The sequence below is a fragment of the Marinobacter sp. CHS3-4 genome, from assembly GCF_030053415.1.
Lineage (GTDB): Bacteria > Pseudomonadota > Gammaproteobacteria > Pseudomonadales > Oleiphilaceae > Marinobacter.
In genome coordinates this window covers 1209587-1228732 of record NZ_JASGBJ010000001.1, presented here as the reverse complement: position 1 = coordinate 1228732, position 19146 = coordinate 1209587, and the positions used below count along the sequence as shown (strand labels likewise).

Below are 19146 nucleotides of genomic sequence, written 5' to 3'. Positions count from 1 at the left end.
TTCCTCTCGTTGTCATAGGTGTTGAAGGCTGAACTTTGCCAGCTTCTGCACCCTGCCTCAATGGTTTACCCGTCAACCGGGACCAACTAGTCACCACCGAAAAATGTTTTCGCTCGACGCAGCTTCTCTTCTTGGGTTAACAGGTACTGATACAGGTCCACGCTAAAATACACCAACACCTCATCCACGCTCTCATGATGGGCGGCGCCCAGCGTGAACTGGTTGTACCTTGCCAGCATTCCGTAACCACCGCCGTTTTCACTTGTGACGGTGACAATGGGTGAGACGCCCCACCAATCCTGATGCCGGGAACCGTCGAGGTACCGCACATAACCGATGGGCTCTATCACCAGGGCATGGTCCAGCTGGGAACGATTAAAACTGTCAGACCTCACCGCCAACGCAACGCTGGGCCGCAGGGCTGTGAACTGCCATTCGGGCGCGGGACTTAAGAAGTCTTTCTCGATACGCAGTTCGTTGAGCTTCATCTCCCAGGGCCACATGGCAAAGCCATTGAACAACCAGTCTTCATAGCTGCGGCGTGCCTGGTCCGCCTCCCTGGCGGCCAGAATCTGGGCTTGGCGAATCGTATCGCTGGCCAGCCGGTTCATGGCGGATGCCAGATAGAACACTGCCACCGCTGGTGATTCCGGGTTATCCCACGCCGGGCTATCGCAGGACACTTGATGAATTCTCGGAGCGCGGCCGTCCAGAATGAGTAATTCAGCGTTCCGGGAAGGACTGAACACGGTGTCCCACTCTGATGGCAGTTCGCCTTCGGTTTTTCGACGCTGGAGATACGTCATGGCTTTTTGCTGAAGTCCGTCCATCAGCTCCGGATCCTGGCTGCCAAAGGCAGATCGGTATTCGCCAAGCACGTACCGGTATGCACCCTCGTAATCCTTTTCCTGAATCAACGGACTGAAGCCAGGCTTTAATGTTGGCCAAGCCAACGGGTGATCCTCAGCCGGTGACTGATTCCCGCACCAGGTTTGCTGGGCCCAAACCGGCCCAGCCAGGATGAGCATCGTCAGACCAATCGCGGAAGCAATGAATTTAAACATGGGTCTGGCCCTCCTCACGCAACTCCCGGTAGATCGCATCCAGTGCAATGTAGAGCTCCACAAGGCTCTCAACTTTCTGGCTGACTCCAAGATGCGTTGCGATTCCTTCCAGCTTGCCAACCAGTTCTTCCTGACGGTCTTCGTCGCGGTAGGCGTCCCCGAGCTGGGGAAAGTCGCCTCCCGGTCGCGTGCGCTCCTGAGCGTGTACGTAGTCCTCGTCGCTGAAGCGGTGCTTCACCATCAGTCGAAACAGTTCTCTATGCACCAGTGGATGAGCCAGGTAATGGCTGAATCCGTGCACGTTCACATCGTGAATGTGGTCGATCGAAAACAGGTCGGTTGCAAGGCCGAACATGGCGGGGGTTGGCCAGGCTTCTTCTGCCCTAAACCGTTTCACTTTTCCTATAGGGTCCAATTTATGATCAATGTTGAAGAAGTGGGAGCACATGTATTGCTCCGGGTCAGGCTGAGCCAGTCTTGGCCGCACCAGGCTTCGTTCCGGCGATGGGGTGTCGCCGTGGAGCAACGCGCTGGTGTTGGCCAGCATGAAGATGCCGTCAAAGGTGAACTTGCCCGGGCCAAAGGGGTTACTTTTATAGCGCTTTAAAAGATCGTCCACCGCCGAAGGATCGTCCGGGAGATCGGCGAGTTCCGGAAGCACTCTTGCGCCTGACTTCACGTACCTGCTCAGCCACTGGGTGCTGGCCATTCGGTGAATGGCGTCGTGAGCAACCGCGGTTCCAAGGGAATGCGCCAACACCGCATAGCGCCGGTCTTTGGTGCCCTGCTCGGCGACGGTCTTCATGATCTTCGTCGCAACCGTCAGCTGTACCAGTCGCCGCACCAGAGCAAAACCGGCGTAGAAAACCACATCCATACCGTGGCTGGTGAAAAAACTTTCTGTTGTGTCGCCATACTCGATGATGGCATCCCGCACCTGGGCAATGGCCTGAGGCGAGGCCCCGGGCATGTCAGCCAGCCCTTCGGCCAGCCCCTGCCAACGGCCAAGCACACGATCGAAGATATCGTCGTAACGGATCTCGACGAATTCGAGGCTGTTGGTCAGAGGGTCCTGCTCGCTGAAACCAGGGTATGCATTGGCCGCCTCAACGAGTGTTGAAACCGGGCCGTCGTCTGCGGTTGCCCACCCTTCCTGATGGGCACCGACGCCATGAATGACAAATACCACGTTTTTGGCCATTGGCCGTCCTCCTTTCCTTGAGTGACAGCCCGAATGCGGACGAGAGTGTCTGTAGACAGCAGTGATCAGACCACTGGTTTATAGTCCCTGGGCGCCTCGCCTTAGCCATTTATGAACGAAGGCGAGCTTGTGAAGTGCCATGTCCGAAAGAATAAACGGATAAAGATCCGACAATCCCATGGCACGGTTTACGTGATTCACTCTCATGGCCAGATCGGCCGCAACATGAATCAACTTGAAAGAATCCGTTTCAGTATAGGGGTCCCACTTTTGATACGGAATTTCCGGTGATCCCAACTCCGAAGCAACAGCACTGTCCGTGATGTCAGTCAGGTGCAACAGATGAGCAGCAGTTTCCGCCCAGTCCTCATGGGGATGAGCCGAGGCATAGCTGGTCATGTAGTACTGCCGCCACTCGGGTGGGGGTCCATTCTCGTAATGGTACTGCAGAGCGCCCTGGTAGTTCATGCGTTCATCGCCGAACATGGCTCTGAACTCCGTCATGAAATCTTCCCTGAGACTCAGTCGCCACCAAAGCATGTGCGATATTTCATGACGCATGTGGCCAATCATGGTGCGATAGGGTTCATCCAGCGCCTTTCGCCGGGACGTGCTGACGACCGGGTCGGCCTCCGCAACACTTATGGTAACAACACCATTGGCATGGCCCATCTGAACCGGCATCAGACCTTCTGCCAGCATGTGGAAAACAGGCCGAGTGCCAGGATCTTCGGGACGGAACCAGTGCCAGCGTCCCAGGTTATCCAGCACCCAGCGTTTCGCGGCCTCGGTCTGCGCCCAGTTGGGAACGGCGTTTTCGATGGAGGGATCAGGGGCCAGTGCCGTCATGGCGCAGGAACGGCAGAACGCCCCCTGCTCAGGGGCAATCCAGTTACAGCCAATCACTTCCCGGTTGGCACAGAACGGAGGCATGGGCAAAAAAGCACGTGCCTGGGGATCATAGGCCACAGGCGTGCCATCAGACGTTGTCAGGTTATCGAACCAGAGCGACCCACGGCCGACCGGGTTTGAAAATACCATCATAGGTGTTACTCATCGTCGCTGAATGCAGAGCGATGAAATTCGGCTGCAGCTGCCGCATCTTTCACCCCCATCTCGAACACTTCGGGTACTTCACCGCCCGTCAGCACCTCCAATACGGCGTGTACACCATGAGAAAGGGAGGTCAGGTTGTAGCCACCTTCCAATACCAATGCCAGCTTGCCATCACAGTGCTTTTTGGCGATGTCTTGAACAATGCTTGTGATCACCTTGAACCCATCGAAGGTCAGGTTCAATGCCATATCGTTTCTGTGTGGGTCGAAGCCCGCCGACACCAACACCAGATCGGGCTCAAAATGATCCGCTGCCGGCACCAGAATCTCACGGAATACTTTCTCGAACGCCACATCGCCTGCTGTCTCCGGGAGGGGAACGTTGATTGTGTAGCCTTCGCCAAGTCCCTCGCCAACCTCATCAAGGTCGCCCGAACCAGGATAGAAAGGCGCTGCGCAGTGGGTGTCAAAAAACAGGACGTTCGGATCGGCCCAGAAAATATCCTGAGTGCCATTGCCGTGGTGAGCATCCCAGTCGATGATCAGAACTTTTTCACAGCCAAGCTTGGCGATGGCATGGGAAGCGGCGACGGCCACGTTGTTTATCAGGCAGAAGCCACGGGCTCGAACCGGCTCGGCATGGTGCCCGGGCGGGCGTACCAATGCAAAGGCACTGTCACATTCACCTTTGACCACACTTTCAACAGCGGCAATCGCATTGCCCGAAGCGGACAACGCGGCGGTGATGCTGTCTGGCGATACGGCGGTGGTGTCTTTGTCCAGCCACGCGCGTTTTCCCTTCAGCGAAAGAATGTAATCCAGATAAGACGCCGTATGCACTCGAGCCAACTGGTCATAGGTAGCCGGCGGGCCCGACTTGAAATGAACGCCTTCGATGGGATGCTCTTCAAGATAGGATTTGATCTCTATCAGCCGACCGGGGTGCTCAGGGTAACTCCACTTGAAATCCAGTCCCTCCAGCACTGCCCTCACCCGCTTCTCAACCCGACTGGGAAGAAAAGGCAGATCTACTTCCGGGTTGTGGCCCAGCATCACTTCGTCAAAAAAGACATTAACCGTGCTTCTGTCCATGGGCAAAGCCCCTCCCTATATTCACGACGCATCACTTCACATCAGACTCAGTCTGATATCAGCGAGTTGTCAGGTTCATTCCTTATCTCGGTCCTGCCAGTGCTTCCTGAATGTTCTGTGTGAAGGCCGCAGCTCGCACACCGGTGGTCTTAAATCCAAGTTTAGTCCAGGCAGTCTTCGCTTCCTTGTTTGACGCGGAATATTCCAGGACCAATTCCTGAGCACCTCGTTGCGCGGCAAAATCTACCAATACCCTCAGGATATCCTTGAACAACCCCAAACCACGAAAATCAGGCTCTACCCAGACGTCATCAATAACGGCAGAGCGATACACCACGTCCTGGGCCTGTTCCCAGATGCCCTGACTGGACCAGACTGAAATGTCGCCCATCCCGGCAAGGACGCCGCCAGTGGCCTCTGCGACCAAAATTTTTCGATCTGGTGATGCCATCGCCCGCTGCAATGATTGGGTCAGGCGTTCACGCTCGGAGGCTTTCAGCTCCTGTGGCGGCGCACCGGATACATGTAAGGCAAGACTGGCCAGAAAATTCACCAAAGTGGGAAGGTCTTCTTCGCGAGCATCACGAATAACAGGCTTCATTCGACACCATACTTGGCGAAAATTTGTCGTTTCAGGGTTTGCAATTCTCCGCTGGCCGTCATTTCTGCCAACACCAGATCGATACGTGACATGACATCAGCGTGTTTAGAGTCCCTGCCAATGAACAAATGCCATCCCAGGGCCCCGGCAGCGAATTGATCGAAACTGATTACCTCATCAAGCACCCCTTTCTGGCGGGCCTGGTAGCGGAACATTTCCGCCTGCTCGATGTAAACGTCAGCCCGGTCTCGCGCAAGCAGGATCGGAATCATATCGGCGCCATGGCTGGTCTGTACGTGCTCCATGTTCGCAAGGGCACTTTCGTGCCAGCCAGAGCCCAACATATGAACGTGACGAAGCTCGGTCATTGATTCCAGCTCTTCCAGAGTTCTGACTTCGCTGAGCTGGTCGCGGAAGCGGTTTTCCCGGCTTGTGTGCATGACAAAGCGGGTCACATAGAATGGAAACAGGCTTTTAAGAGTATACTCCTCCCGTTCAGCCGTGGGCACGGTAAAGAACGCATCCTTTTCTCCCTTGCGTACCTCACGCTGGCAACGATTCCAGGGGCAGCCCTCATGTCGAACCTTCAAACCCATTCGTTCGACCAGCACTGCTTCCACAAAATCGACCTGAATACCTCGAACCTGCCCTTCTTCTACCCAGGCAAACGGCTCGTAGGCGTCCCCGTATCCCACAACGATGGCGGAATCGGCAATGGTCTGCGCTGTGAAAAGAAACAGACCAAGCAACACCAAGACGGCTCTCAAGCTTGTCACTTGAAGATCATCCATTGAGAGGGCGAGACTGTCGTACCATGCATGCCATCATTGTAGTGGACAGATCCCGAAAAGCCGCATCTGAAGTGATTTCAGGGGGATATTCTGCTGCTGCAAGGCGTCGACAGCCGGGCTGATTGGACTCGCTCGAAGCAACACAATCACCGTGCTTCTCAGTGCCTGAGGGAAAGCCAGTCGCTTCGACGCACAGGTCCGATACCTGACTCGCTACCCAATCGACGACTTCGCCTCGCTCGATGGGGTTCGATGAAAGATTATGAAACCGGTTTTCTTCAGAGCCTGCAGGCGGCGCCTGATTGTATTGCCAAAATACAAACGCTAACGCGGCTGATACCAGCGCGACCGTCGCTATCGGAAACTTCATAGACCATCCCGATCCTGCCGTGTGGAGGTAGGATCATAGAGTCTTTAGTAGTGTCTGGCCAGCTCATACCATTGCGTTTTGGTGCAGCTTGCGCTCTCGACCGCTGCCTCCTTCAGCCATACGGTCTGGCCATCGCGACTCCCTTCTCTCCAGCTTTCTGTAACAGCAACGCAGAAACCTGGCTGATCCGGCAGGGCTCTTATCTCTGTCTTCGGATAGCCTTCCGGCTTACTGACTGCCACTCCGCCTTCAGAGTTTTCGGCTGAAATGATTTTAGGCTGCGATGAACAACCCGCCAAAAACAGCAGTATTGCAACCGTTACAAGGTATTTCATGATCTTGCCCTCCTATGCTCCCTGACTCTGGTTACGCCTTACTCACCAAGTCAGACTTTTATACAGGGCAAAAGTTCTAAAGCTTTCAGCCTCTAGCCGAAATAATCTTCAATCCACCCAAAGAGCTTCTGGGTGTCCATGTCGGCAAATGCCATGCTCTGGAAGTTATTTCCCACTTCCTCATCAATTGTGATGAACTGGTAGAGCAGCATCCCGGGCTGACCATCGTGTAATATGAGTGTGATCCTGCGACGGGTTCGCAAACAGTCGATGGTCATCACGTCTGCGGGGATACCTGCATCTCGCATTTTCCGGCGAACCTCAATGACCGGATTGATGTGATCATGGGTCGCCTGAATGCGGGCATGAGCGTCACTGGCCATATCAGAGAGTGTTTTCAGCGGATCTTCAGACATAAATCAAACCTTCAAAAGTGGAATACCTATGGGAAACAATAAGCTAATCGGTATCGTTCTTCTGGTTGTCGGTATCGTTCTGCTCTACTTCGGCTACCAATCCTCACAGTCCGTCGGCGGACAGATTACCGAATCACTGACCGGTCGTTTTACCGATGAAACCATGTGGTATTTGATCGGCGGCGCTGCTTCTGCAGCGGCCGGTGCCTTCCTGACGTTTATCAAAAAATAGAGTTTGGGGTCTCAAGAACAAGGTCGATTCCAATAGGCCACGCGCGCCAAGTGGATGACTAGACACTGGGACCCAACGTAAAGCGACCAGTTCACGTACCGGGCGGCGGGGAAGAAGCCCTCACCGCCGTTACCGTAGATCCAGAACTGACCAATCACGCTGTCTGCCACCGCAGCCATCAAAATTCCAACGCTGACCAGAAGCACGCCCGGACGGAACCGCCGCTTGCCAAAAGACAACATGAAGACGATACCACTGGCACCGACCACCGTAATAAAAATGCCGTAAAAGCCTGTGATGGCTGAGACGTAAGTGCCAGTACCCGGCAGATGCATGGCGTTGATAGAGACACCGCCGATAATGCCCGCAACCGCCAGCAAGGCAGCAATGCCCGCAATTCCCAGACCATTCGCTCGCGCAATTCTGACGGCTGCTATCAGCAAAAGCAGATAACCGGGGGCGAAAAACCAGACCGAATCAGCAAGGTAGTCATGCTTAACAACCTGGCCATAGCGGTAATAGGATTCCGGCAGGTTGAAGTTCACCAGATCACCCAGAATACAAAGGACCAGAGAGCCGACACTGAGCCACGCCACTTGACGATAAAGGGAGTGATCGGTGTGTCTGACTATCCAGTTTTTAAGCGCATAGCAATTGATCAGGAGCACGAGCATCATTACAAACTCGGCAATCAGGACCAGTTCCCTGGCATCGCCAACCACTGACCAAAAACCCATAAGCCCGCCCAGGGCATCAACGGTGGCCGCCAACCAGACGGCGAGCGAAACCTTTACGTACACGTCCGCTGTTTTAAGTGTGTCGCGTAAGACCATCGCTACCATCCCTTCAGGCCTGGAGATATCAGATACGTATCGTCAGTCGGGTCTTGGCACATTCAGAATGTCACCCAGAGTGCTGTACTCGCTGCCACCGAGGCGTGCAATCGGGTCAATGCCTTGGGCGTCAATGACGTAACGCCCCTGATCATTGATGCTGCCCACCCGGTCGTCCACGAACACCCGCTTGATATCACCAAACACCAGCGACTGAGGTGTATCACCCATTTCAATCACTTCCCGGAGCTCACAATACAGGGCCACAGGACAACCCTCTACACGCGGCAGAGGCCAATCCTCTTCATGCACCAGTTGCAGATCCAGCTGATCCAGCTCCGACTCGCCGTGATCCAGATGGCGCGACGATGCCGTCATGGCTTCGGCGTGCTCGCTGGCACCAATGTGCACTACAAACTGCCTGCGAGCTTCCAGATTGACTCGAGTGTCCTTGAACGAACCGTCAGACGGCTTCTTGCCGACGGACACCATCAGAATGGGCGGCTTGCTGGTAATGACGGTAAAAAAAGAATACGGGGCAAGATTGTAATCGCCGCCCGGGTTGGTCGACAGCACCCACGCCACCGGGCGCGGAATCACTGTCTGCGTGAGGATGGGATGTATGTGTTTGGAATCGATCGTCTCGAGGTCAATAAGCATGGATTCTCCACCATTTCTGAGTCGCAGGGATTTTTTTCGTTAAGTAAGTATCGTTATTTCCACGCCCAGTCATCCGGTATTCTGAAAAACAAACAGCTCCGTTTGGAGCTGCTCGTGTTTAAACATTGGTTAACCCGGGATCAGATTACTCTTCGGATTCCTGATCATTTTTCAAACCTTCATAGTACTTATTGTAGACCGGACTGTAGGGCTCTGGTGTTACACCGTTTTACGGAGTCACGACATCGAACCGACCTTCCGGTTTATCCAGCATGCCAAAGAAGCTGATCAGATCCAGCTTGCTTCCCTCGAAGTTGATGTCATCGCTGAACAGCAGGTCTGAGATCCCTGCCTCACCAATCAACAGGTCCACAAACGCCGCGCGAGTGACCATCAGCGTGGCGTCAGCCGGTGTGTCTGCCGTGACCAGACGATTGTGCAGCACGGAGTTTTGCAGAGTCAGTAGATAGGTTTCCTCAAGGTCGGTAAAACGGATCTTTATGTTCAGGTGTTCGCCCTCTGCTGCTTCGGCAATCAGGCGAACGGCCATGCTGTCAAAAAACAATGATACCGGCGTGTGCAACAGCAGGTCCTTCATCATTACTGGCTCGATGCCGGTTTCGGGCGATCCATGACGTAATTCATAGGCTCCTGAAAGGTAGAAATCCCGCCAGGGTCCGGATTCCGCCTGATAGCCCAGCTGGTCGTAAACGCCTGCCAGCAAAGCTTTGGCATCGTCATTATCGGGCGCCACAAACACCACGTGGTTCAGCAACTCGGCAAGCCAGCGATAGGTATCCAGGCCCTCTTCTGCGTTCTTGTCTGCGGCGGAATCAAATTGTTTTCGGGCTTTCAGTAGAACCTCATCCACGCCCCCCATCATATCGACGTAGCGCTGGGCTGTTTCGCCCTCCGGCAAGGGATTCAACTGGGCTGGATTGGCGTTAAACCACCCCATGTAATACTGGTAAACCGCCTTCGCGTTGTGGGACACGGTGCCGTAATAGCCCTGGTTGTGAAAATCAGAGCTCAATGCTTTAGGTAGACTGATCTGTTCCGAGATTTCTCGTGGCGTTGCGCCCTGATTCATCAGGCGAACCGTCTGGTCGTGGATGAATTTATAGGTGTCGCGTTGCTTGGCCAGAAAATCCTGAATGGCCTCTTGCCCCCAGAGCGGCCAGTGGTGGCTGGCAAAATAGACCTCAGCCTCTGCAAAACGGGTCCTGGCCTCGTCAATAAATCCGCTCCAGATACGGGCGTCACGGACCTTGGCGCCACGCAGGGTGTAAAGATTATGCATGTTCCGGCTGACCAGCTCGGCGCCGCAGAAAGCTTTCTTTTCGGGCAGATAAAAGGTGAACTCGGCCGGCGCCTCAGACCCCGACACAATCTGGAATTCCATAGGCACACCGTCCACCGTCATGGTCGAACCGGTCTCACTGATCACGTCCGTGGGTGGTGCAAAGCCAAAGGTACCAAACGCGGGGCTCTTCCCCAGCCCCGTATCAATGTGCCCGCGCGAATCCCGGGCCAGGCGCTTGCCGTACATGTACGTGGCACGGCGGCTCATGGCAGGACCCGCAATTATGTTTTCGCTGGTTGCCTCGTCTTCAAAACCCGCAGGAGCAATGATTTTCAACCCGGCTTTCTCTTGCTCAGACAGATGCTGAAGGATGCCCTGCACCCCGCCGAAATGGTCGACATGGCTATGGGTAAACATGATCGCGTGAACCGGTTTCTCGCCCAGATGCTCACGGGCAAACAAAAACGCTCGACTGGCGGTTTCTTTCGCCGTCAGAGGATCAACCAGAATCCAGCCGGTATCGCCTTCAATCAGGGTCATGTTCGACAGGTCGTAACCTCGGATCTGATAAATGCCATCGGTGACTTCAAACAGCCCGTGAATGTTGTTCAGGGCCGCCTGGCGCCAGAGGCTGGGATTGACGGAAGCCGGAGCATTCTTGCCTTCGTCATTCACAAAGTCGTAGGCCGGCATATTCCAAACCTGTTGGCCATCCGACTGTTTCACCACCAGATCCGGGTCCTGAGCAATCAGTCCACGACGTGCGTGATCGAAATCCTCGCGATTGGAGAAGGGTCGCTGGCTCAGCACTGCTTCGTTGGCAACCCGCGTGCTTTCAGTAGGCGCTGAATGACCTGACTGACTCTCGCCAGATAACTCACCGGAATCAGAACCACACCCCGCCAACAAAACCATCATGGCAAACAGGGATAGAATCAGAACGTGACCCGAACGCAGCATAAGAATCCTCAAAAGTATTGTTATTGTTCGCAAGGTTAATGCAGACGTCACCTTGCCGTTTTTGGTCGCCTTGGTGTCGTATTGGATTTACCACCTTACCCCAATGAGAGCCACATTGAATCAGAGCTGCGGTAACCCCGGGCGTTCAATGTCCGTTAACCACGGGTGAGGGAGATTCAACATGGCACAATTACCGAAACGTGCAAAAGTCGTCATTGTCGGCCAAGGCGGTATTGTTGGGGCGTCGGTGGCCCATCACCTGATCGAAAACGGCTGGGATGACATCGTCGGGCTTGAAAAGTCCGCCATCCCGTCTGATATCGGCTCCACCTCCCACGCCTCGGATTTCTGCTTTACCACCTCCCACGACAAACTGAACATTTACACCACCAAGTACAGTCAGGCGTTTTACGAGAAACGGGGCAACTATGTGAAGTGTGGCGGCATGGAAGTCGCCCGCAAGGACGACGACGGGCGGATGCAGGAACTGCTTCGTAAAGTAGGTTCCGGCAAAGCCTTCGGCACCAATGTCAGCATGATTTCGCCAGCCCAGGCCAAAGAGCTGTTTCCGTTGTTGAACGAAGACTCCATCCAGGGCGCCATGTGGGACCCGGACGCCGGACTGGTCGTGCCACGGTCACAACGAGTGGCTGGCGACCTGGTGGAAGAAGCGGTGGCCACCGGCAAACTTCAGGCGTTTGCCTACACCCCGGCCATTCGCATCGACGTGCAGGATGGCAAGGTGCGCGGCGTAGAGACTCACAAAGGCTACATTGAAGCAGAGTATGTCGTACTGTCGATGGGTATCTGGGGGCCAATCATGGCAGACACTGCAAAAGCAGCCCTGCCGCTGATGCCCCTGGAACACCCACTGCTGTTTTTCGGGCCCTACGATGAATTTGAAGGCACCGGCAAACAGATTGGCTACCCCCTGTTCCGGGATCAGGGCAATTCCGCCTATGTCCGGGATACCGGCGACCCCAAAACCACCGAGGGTGGTCGCATCGAATGGGGCTACTACGAAGCCGAAGACCCAAGACTGGTTTACCCCAAAGCCATTGCCGAGCCTGGCGAGGCACGCATGTCGCCTTCCATGCGGGATCTCTCTTTGGAGCAGGTCATGGACGCCTACGAGAAAGCCATCGAGATGACGCCGATACTGGGCGAATTGGGGTGGGAGGAAAAACACTCCTTCAACGGGCTGCTGTCGGTCACACCCGACGGCGGTTCACTGATGGGAGAGAGCCCGGAAGTAAACAACCTTTGGTTCTGCGAGGCGGTGTGGGTCAAAGACGGCCCCGGCGCTGGCAAAGTCCTGGCAGACTGGATGACCCATGGCTCTGCAGACCTGGATATTCATAGCGTTGATATTGCCCGGCATTATCCGGTTCAGAAAACACCGGACTATGTGTATAACCGCTGCTACGAAACGGCCAAGAAGATCTACACCCCGGCGGTACACCCAAGAGAGCCCTATGAAACCGGGCGCCGGATGCGCAACAGCCCGTTCTACCTTCGAGAGGTAGAGCTGGGTGGTTATTTTATGGAAGCGGCCGGCTGGGAGCGGGCTCATGGCTATGCGGCCAACGAGGCCACCCTGTTGGAGAAATACCGCGACCGCATTCCCCGGCGGGAAAACGAGTGGGACGCCCGCCATTTCTGGGAAGTGTCCAACGCGGAGCAATTGGAAATGAGCGAATCCGTGGGCATGGTGAACCTGTCTCACTTCGCAATTTTCGACATCACCGGCGACGACGCGGAATCGCTGCTGGAATATCTGTCCGTGGCCAAGGTCGGCGGCAGCACACCGCATGGCAAAGGCGTTTACACCCATTTCCTGGATTCACGCGGAGGCATCCGCTCGGACCTGACCATCATCCGGCGAGGTGACAATGACTACCGCGTTGTCTGCGGCGGCGATACCGGTTATCGGGATTACTGCTGGATCACCCGCATGGCCCGCGAACAAGGACTGAACAACATTCGACTGGACGACCGCACGGACGAAGTCGCCACCCTGGGGCTTTGGGGGCCCAAAGCCCGGGAAACTCTGGCGCAATTCGTCACAGATCCGGATCAGTTGTCGAACGAGAATTTCCCGTTTGCCACTGCCCGGGAATTGAACGTTCAGGGGGTGCCGGTCTGGGCCTTCCGTATTTCCTATGTGGGCGAACAGGGCTGGGAGCTCTACTTCCCGTTTAGTTACGGTCTACGGATCTGGGACCTGTTCTTCAGCGCAGGAGTGACCCCGGTCGGTATAGAAACCTACGCCAATACCCGTCGCATGGAGAAAAGCCTGCGTTTGCAGAACACCGATCTGGAAACCGAGTACAACCTCTACGAGGCCGGGCTGCAGCGACCGAAAGTAAAAGACGCCAACTTCCATGGCAAGGACGCCTACCTGCAACAACGGGCGTTGGCAAAGCAAGCCGCCTATCTTTGCACCATGACCATGACCGAACACAAAGATGCCAGCGGCGTGTTGCGGTATCCGGTCGGCCAGTGGCCAATCCTGGACCCGAATTCCGGCGAGGTGCTGGTGGACAGCCAGGGGCGCCGCTCCTACAACACCAGCATTGCCTATGGTCCATCGGTGGGCAAGATCATTCTGCTGGGGTACATCCCCGCCGAGTACGCTGAAGAAGGCCGGGAACTGACGCTGGAGTACTTCCAGGAGCACTACCCCATCCGCATTGAGTCGGTTGGCTATCGGGCGATGTACGACCCGGATAACGAACGGGTCAAATCCTGACCCTGATTACCCCTGATTAACCCGGAGCGTTCGGCGGTCAGCATTCAATGATGTTGACCGCCAACCCGCCTCTCGCAGTTTCCTTGTATTTATCCAGCATATCTTTTCCGGTTTCCCGCATGGTGTGAAGCACCTTATCCAGGGATACAAAGTGCTTGCCGTCACCCCGTAACGCCATAATGGCTGCATCGATGGCCTTCACTGACGCCATGGCATTGCGTTCAATGCATGGAATCTGCACCAATCCGCCAATCGGATCGCACGTCATCCCGAGGTGATGTTCCATGCCGATTTCCGCGGCGTTTTCCACCTGTTCCGGCGAGCCGCCGGTGGCCGCCGCCAATCCCGCAGCCGCCATGGCGCAGGCGGAGCCCACTTCGCCCTGACACCCCACTTCGGCCCCCGAGATCGACGCGTTCTGCTTGAACAGGAGGCCAATCGCCCCGGCAGTCAGCATAAAGCGAACAATGCCGTCTTCGGTGGCCTGGGGGCAGAACTCCCAGTAGTAATGCAAAACAGCAGGAATGATACCGGCGGCGCCATTGGTGGGGGCTGTCACAACCCGTCCACCGGCCGCGTTCTCTTCGTTCACCGCCAGGGCATAGAGATTTACCCAGTCCAACGCGCTCAGGGATGGGGAAATCAGGTCAACTCGATCCTTATCCATCAACGACTGATACAGCGAGGCCGCCCTGCGACGAACTTTCAGCCCCCCGGGTAATTCGCCTTCGTGGCGGATACCGTTCTGAACGCATTCCCGCATTACCCACCATAATTCGAGGATGCCGCGCCGGATCTCGTCCTCTGTTCGCCATGCCTGTTCGTTGGCCAGCATGATATCGGCAATGGTCAGCTCGTTATCCCGGCATTGGGCCAACAGGGTTCTGCCGCTGCTGAACGGAAAGGGTAACGGCGTATCGTCTTCACGTATGTCCAACTCGCCCTGGTTATTGGTATTGACCACGAAGCCGCCGCCAACGGAATAATAGGTCTTCTCGCTGAGACACTCCCCGGAGTGATCAAACGCCTGACACACCATGCCATTCGGGTGCGCAGGCAACGACTTCCGACGGTGATAGATCAGGTCATGGTTTTCCCGGAAGCGCACGGGATGAAGCCCTGCCAGCGTCAGACTTCCACTGCTTCGAATGGCTTCAAGGCGTTCCGGCATCTGGTCAGGATCAATCAGCGCGGCGCGTTCGCCTTCCAGCCCCATCATAACCGCCGGGCCGCTGCCGTGGCCTTTGCCGGTAGCGCCCAGAGAACCGTACAGAGCGACTTTGACCCGGCACACACGGTCAAGCAAGCCCTGCTCTTCCAGCATCACCGCAAAACGGCGCGCGGCTTCCATCGGCCCCACGGTATGGGAGCTGGATGGTCCGATGCCTGCTTTGAAAAGCTCGAACAGACTGATAGCCAATTCGCAGACTCCTGCGCTGAGATTTAGGTTCAGGATAGCGCCCAGGGAAGGCTCACGCATGCTTTCTGACGACAACAGCAAGATGATTTTCGACAGACTACCGCGTCGCATGGAGGCCATCCGGGACCGGGCAGTGTCGTTTTTGGACCATGTCTGATCAGAGGGCCGCCATAGAATGATCAAAAGTCTGAACTGATCATTATTTGCACGGTCAAAACAACAAAGCTAATTTCAGAAGACGACGGTCCAGATACAGACGACCTTCGCTGGGCCGCGGGGGAGGTTGCATGACGACTGACACAGACTCGCCCATTCAGCCAACGGTTTGGCCCCCCTACCGCGTCGGCTTTCTGCTGATTGATAACTTCACGCTGATTGCCCTGGCCACGGCGGTTGAACCCCTTCGCATGGCCAACCAGTTGGCGGGCACAGAACTCTATACCTGGAAACTGCTGACCGCCGATGGCGAATTCGCTCGCGCAAGTGACGGCATCACCATGGTTCCTGATGCATCCATACGGGACGAAACCCATTTCGATCTGGTTATCGTCGTAGCCGGCATTAACGTCACCCGCAGTTTCTCGACCAAAGAGGTCAACTGGCTAAAGCAGATGGGGCGTCGACATGTGCTTCTGGGTGCCGTCTGCACCGGTGCTTACGTCCTGGCAAGCGCTCACCTTTTGGATGGCCACGCCTGCAGCGCGCACTGGGAATGCCTGGAAGCCATTCAGGAAGATTTTCCACGGGTACAGACCAACAATCGCCTATTCACCATCGAAAAAGACCGGATGACCTGCACCGGAGGCTCCGTACCCATGCACATGATGCTCAGCTTTCTGTCTCGCCGACACGGCAAGGATCTGAGCAACGCCGTGTCCCACATGTTTATCTGTGACCGGGTGCGGGAGGAGAGCGAACATCAACCCATGCCCATCCATCCCAGACTGGCCTGCGCCCAACCCAAACTGGCGGAGGCCGCCCAGCTAATGGAAGCGAACATCGAGGAGCCCATAGAACTGAAGGAGCTGGCGTCTCTGGCCGGAGTGTCCAGTCGGCAGTTGGAGCGGCTGTTCCTGAAACATGTCGGCTGCACACCGTCCCGTTACTATCTTCGTGTGCGCTTGAGCCGGGCCCGGCGGCTGCTGAAACAGACCTCTTGTTCGATTGTCGAGATAGCTTCGATGTGCGGGTTTGTCTCCGCAACACACTTCAGCCGGTGCTATCGCAAGATCATGGGCCGCGCGCCCAAACACGAACGAATGGAACTGTACGGGGAACACCAGTCGGCCGGCGGGCCGGTCGATCTGGCGTCCGCGTCATTTGAAGCGCTAAGGCGGGCCCGCACAGAGCCCACCTATGGCACCGTGCTCAGCTCTCGCTCAGGTTAGCCCCACCACCAGGCCATTGTCATCCAACTCAATATCCAGAGCGGCCGGGCGCCGAGGCAAGCCCGGCATGGTCATGATGTCGCCACACACGGCCACCACGAAACCTGCGCCAGCAGCCAATCGTACTTCTCTGACCGGCAAGGTGTGTCCCGTTGGAGCACCTCTGAGAGATGAATCCGCCGAGAAGCTGTACTGGGTTTTGGCAATGCACACTGGCAAATGCCCAAAACCAAGGTCTTCGTACTCCTGCAGCTGACGTTTGGCCGCCGGCGCAAACTCCACGTTCCGGGCATGGTAGATGCGGGTGGCAACGGTCTCGATTTTATCCGCCAGCGGCAGACTGTCCTCGTACAGAAACTCAATATCGGGCTTGCCCTCATCCATCTGGTCCATCACCGCCTGAGCCAGATCCGTTGCTCCTTCGCCACCCGTCGCCCAATGACTGGACGGAATGGCTTTTACGCCCAGTTCGCCGCAAAGCGACTTCACAAGGTTCATCTCCTCTTCCGTATCGTCCGGGAACCGGTTAATGCAGACCACCGGTGTCAGCCCGAACTGTTGCAGATTACGAACGTGTCGCTCCAGATTGGCAGAGCCCTGACGCACGGCCTCCAGATCAGGTATGGAAAGCTGCGTTTTCGCCACTCCGCCCTGCATTTTCAGGGCGCGTATCGTACAGACCACCACAGCAGCATCAGGCCGCAACCCCGTGTGCCGGCACTTGATGTCGATAAATTTCTCGGCGCCCAGATCGGCGCCGAATCCAGCTTCGGTGACTACCACATCGTTGAGGGCCAGAGCTGCCCTTGTCGCCGTCACCGAATTGCATCCATGGGCAATGTTGGCGAAAGGACCACCGTGGATGAACACCGGGTTGTGCTCCAGGCTCTGCACCAGGTTTGGCTGGAGCGCATCTTTCAACAGAACCGTCAAAGCGCCTTCCATCCCCAGATCACGAACCGTGACCGGGGTCATGTCCGTACGTCGACCAACGATGATGTTGCCCAGCCTTTGTTTCAGATCAGCACGGCCGTCTGCCAGACAGAGAATCGCCATGATTTCAGACGACACGGTGATATCGAAACCCGTTTCCCGGGGCACGCCGTGGGCGGCACCGCCAAGACCACAGACCATGTTGCGCAACGAACGGTCGGTCAGATCCATCACCCGCCGCCAACTGACGTGACGTGGGTCCAGGCCGGATTCGTTGCCCCAGTGAATATGATTGTCAATCAGCGACGCCAGCAGGTTATGGGCCGTGGTAATTGCATGGAAATCACCATTGAAATGCAGGTTGATGTCCTCCATTGGAATCACCTGCGACCGGCCGCCGCCGGCTGCCCCACCTTTCATTCCAAAGCAGGGACCCAAAGAGGGCTCACGCAGGCACACGGAAGAGCGCACGCCAAGCCGATTGAATCCGTCGTTCAATCCCACGCTGGTGGTGGTCTTGCCCTCGCCCGCCGGCGTTGGCGTAATCGCGGTAACCAGTACCAGCTTGCCTTTGGGCGCCGCGGCGGACGTATCGACATAAGACATATCCAGCTTGGCTTTGTAGTGACCGAAGGGCACCAGGCTTTCCGCCGGCAGGCCAAACCGCTGCTGTGCCAGCAGCAGAATCGACTGAGGCTGAACGGATCGAGCAATCTCAATGTCCGGAGTGCCCGGCGGTGGAAAATCCGCCAGCGTCGGGGTGACGGGTGACAGTTTATTGTACTGAAGACTCATGGTACTCACTCCTCTGATCCTCGACGGACCCGCTGTGTTCCTGTATCCATTGCGCTGACTGGCGCAACCCACCAAATGGAAAAAGATGAATGCCCCGAAGCAGGGTTTCCGGGTTGTCCAGACAGTACCGAACGAGCTCGCGCACCATGTCGTCTGGCGTCCACGCGCCCAACAGCCGCACACTTCCAGGACGTTTGAGCATGGCACGGGCAGCCGCTCCCACTCCGCACTGAGCGGCATAGGCCAACAACGTTGTTACCCTGGTAGGGCCTGCCATTCCGATATAGACCGGTATTTCTTCCAGGATGTTGCCCAGACTTTGAAGCCAGTCGATCACCACCTCGGAATCGAAAGTGAACTGGGTAACTACCCAGAGACGCGTCGAGGTTGTTCGCGCGTACTCGCGCTTGTAGCGCAGGGCTTCTAGCAGCGTTGCTCTGTCAGCCCAGGGGTGACCGTCCGGGTGGGCGGCAACTCCGATGCCATGAAACCGGAACTGGGAAAGCAATCCGGATTCAAAAACCGCCAGCGTGTCCGGAAAAGGACCCGCAACGGAATCGCTGTCGCCGGCAATCAGCAGCAGACGGTCGATGCCACTTTCCTCCATCTCTGCCAGCCAGCCCCGAAGTTGCTCGCGGCTTTCTGCCATTCGGGCCGGCACGTGCGGTATTGGCTGCATGCCAATCTCCAGCAACCGCCTGCACGCTGCCAGCGTATCGGCGAACTGGCCTTTCGGCAGAAAAGGCACGTAAACGCAGGTGCCTGCAGGCAGCATGGACTGAAGATCCTCAGCCTGAAGAATCTGGCGCGGCGTCGCTTCCAGAGATGCAAGACGCACAAGGGCCTGAAGCCGCGCTGCGGATTCCTGGTCAGGAGGTCCGATCGGCTGTTTCTCGCTCACCCACTTCATAACGCATACCCCAACGCAAGAGGTGAAGGGTTGGC

18 protein-coding genes are annotated in these 19146 nt (G+C 56.3%); 3 read left to right on the top strand and 15 right to left on the bottom strand.

Translation table 11 applies throughout. The features are described from left to right. Positions 1-86: 86 nt before the first annotated feature. The 9 genes from QLQ17_RS05695 to QLQ17_RS05655 all read right to left on the bottom strand — a co-directional run bounded on the left by QLQ17_RS05695 (position 87) and on the right by QLQ17_RS05655 (position 6925). Positions 87-1064 carry a hypothetical protein gene (locus QLQ17_RS05695; protein WP_283208576.1) on the bottom strand — a complete coding sequence of 326 codons (978 nt, stop codon included), beginning with the start codon at positions 1062-1064 and terminating at the stop codon, positions 87-89. Then, positions 1057-2265, bottom strand: a complete 1209-nt coding sequence (locus QLQ17_RS05690) for a hypothetical protein (RefSeq protein WP_283208575.1) — start codon at positions 2263-2265, stop codon at positions 1057-1059. The genes QLQ17_RS05695 and QLQ17_RS05690 overlap by 8 nt, the downstream gene beginning before the upstream one ends. A gap of 78 nt (positions 2266-2343) precedes the next feature. Continuing rightward, positions 2344-3309 (bottom strand): zinc-binding metallopeptidase family protein, encoded by a 966-nt coding sequence (locus QLQ17_RS05685; RefSeq protein ID WP_283208574.1) that lies wholly within the window; start codon positions 3307-3309, stop codon positions 2344-2346. Between the two features lie 5 nt (positions 3310-3314). Then, on the bottom strand, positions 3315-4412 hold the full coding sequence (locus tag QLQ17_RS05680; protein WP_502867352.1) for a histone deacetylase family protein: 1098 nt from the start codon (positions 4410-4412) through the stop codon (positions 3315-3317). Between the two features lie 82 nt (positions 4413-4494). Then, a complete protein-coding gene (locus QLQ17_RS05675) occupies positions 4495-5013 on the bottom strand; it encodes a GNAT family N-acetyltransferase (protein WP_283208572.1) in 519 nt (172 codons plus the stop codon). Then, the gene (locus QLQ17_RS05670) at positions 5010-5789 is read right to left on the bottom strand and encodes a substrate-binding periplasmic protein (RefSeq protein WP_283208571.1); all 780 of its coding nucleotides are present in this window, start codon (positions 5787-5789) and stop codon (positions 5010-5012) included. Before QLQ17_RS05670 ends, QLQ17_RS05675 begins: the two co-directional genes overlap by 4 nt. Before the next feature lie 7 nt (positions 5790-5796). Beyond that, positions 5797-6174 carry a hypothetical protein gene (locus tag QLQ17_RS05665; RefSeq protein ID WP_283208570.1) on the bottom strand — a complete coding sequence of 126 codons (378 nt, stop codon included), beginning with the start codon at positions 6172-6174 and terminating at the stop codon, positions 5797-5799. A 44-nt stretch (positions 6175-6218) separates the two neighbouring features. Next, entirely contained in the window at positions 6219-6509 is a 291-nt protein-coding gene (locus tag QLQ17_RS05660; RefSeq protein WP_283208569.1) for a flagellar basal body L-ring protein FlgH, read from the bottom strand. Between the two features lie 92 nt (positions 6510-6601). Beyond that, positions 6602-6925, bottom strand: a complete 324-nt coding sequence (locus QLQ17_RS05655) for a hypothetical protein (RefSeq protein ID WP_283208568.1) — start codon at positions 6923-6925, stop codon at positions 6602-6604. A 28-nt stretch (positions 6926-6953) separates the two neighbouring features. Between QLQ17_RS05655 and QLQ17_RS05650 the strand changes: the two genes are divergently transcribed. Then, a complete protein-coding gene (locus QLQ17_RS05650; RefSeq protein ID WP_283208567.1) occupies positions 6954-7157 on the top strand; it encodes a DUF3185 family protein in 204 nt (67 codons plus the stop codon). 11 nt (positions 7158-7168) lie between these two features. Here QLQ17_RS05650 and QLQ17_RS05645 read toward each other — a convergent pair whose 3' ends face one another. The 3 genes from QLQ17_RS05645 to QLQ17_RS05635 form a co-directional block, all read right to left on the bottom strand. Further along, entirely contained in the window at positions 7169-7990 is an 822-nt protein-coding gene (locus QLQ17_RS05645; protein ID WP_283208566.1) for a hypothetical protein, read from the bottom strand. A 42-nt stretch (positions 7991-8032) separates the two neighbouring features. After that, positions 8033-8650 (bottom strand): flavin reductase family protein, encoded by a 618-nt coding sequence (locus QLQ17_RS05640; RefSeq protein WP_283208565.1) that lies wholly within the window; start codon positions 8648-8650, stop codon positions 8033-8035. Positions 8651-8879: 229 nt separating this feature from the next. Then, on the bottom strand, positions 8880-10913 hold the full coding sequence (locus QLQ17_RS05635) for an alkyl/aryl-sulfatase (RefSeq protein WP_283208564.1): 2034 nt from the start codon (positions 10911-10913) through the stop codon (positions 8880-8882). A 181-nt stretch (positions 10914-11094) separates the two neighbouring features. Here QLQ17_RS05635 and QLQ17_RS05630 point away from each other — a divergent pair, with 181 nt between their 5' ends. Next, positions 11095-13665: a GcvT family protein gene (locus QLQ17_RS05630; protein WP_283208563.1), complete on the top strand. Its 2571-nt coding sequence runs from the start codon at positions 11095-11097 to the stop codon at positions 13663-13665. 37 nt (positions 13666-13702) lie between these two features. Here QLQ17_RS05630 and QLQ17_RS05625 read toward each other — a convergent pair whose 3' ends face one another. Then, positions 13703-15085 (bottom strand): L-serine ammonia-lyase, encoded by a 1383-nt coding sequence (locus tag QLQ17_RS05625; RefSeq protein ID WP_283209049.1) that lies wholly within the window; start codon positions 15083-15085, stop codon positions 13703-13705. A 287-nt stretch (positions 15086-15372) separates the two neighbouring features. Between QLQ17_RS05625 and gbdR the strand changes: the two genes are divergently transcribed. Beyond that, on the top strand, positions 15373-16473 hold the full coding sequence (gbdR, locus tag QLQ17_RS05620; RefSeq protein WP_283208562.1) for a choline metabolism transcriptional regulator GbdR: 1101 nt from the start codon (positions 15373-15375) through the stop codon (positions 16471-16473). Here gbdR and QLQ17_RS05615 read toward each other — a convergent pair. Then, positions 16465-18201: a formate--tetrahydrofolate ligase gene (locus QLQ17_RS05615; RefSeq protein WP_283208561.1), complete on the bottom strand. Its 1737-nt coding sequence runs from the start codon at positions 18199-18201 to the stop codon at positions 16465-16467. The two genes, gbdR and QLQ17_RS05615, sit on opposite strands and share 9 nt — an antisense overlap. Next, on the bottom strand, positions 18182-19111 hold the full coding sequence (locus tag QLQ17_RS05610) for a methylenetetrahydrofolate reductase (RefSeq protein WP_283208560.1): 930 nt from the start codon (positions 19109-19111) through the stop codon (positions 18182-18184). Before QLQ17_RS05610 ends, QLQ17_RS05615 begins: the two co-directional genes overlap by 20 nt. Between the last annotated feature and the right edge of the window lie 35 nt (positions 19112-19146).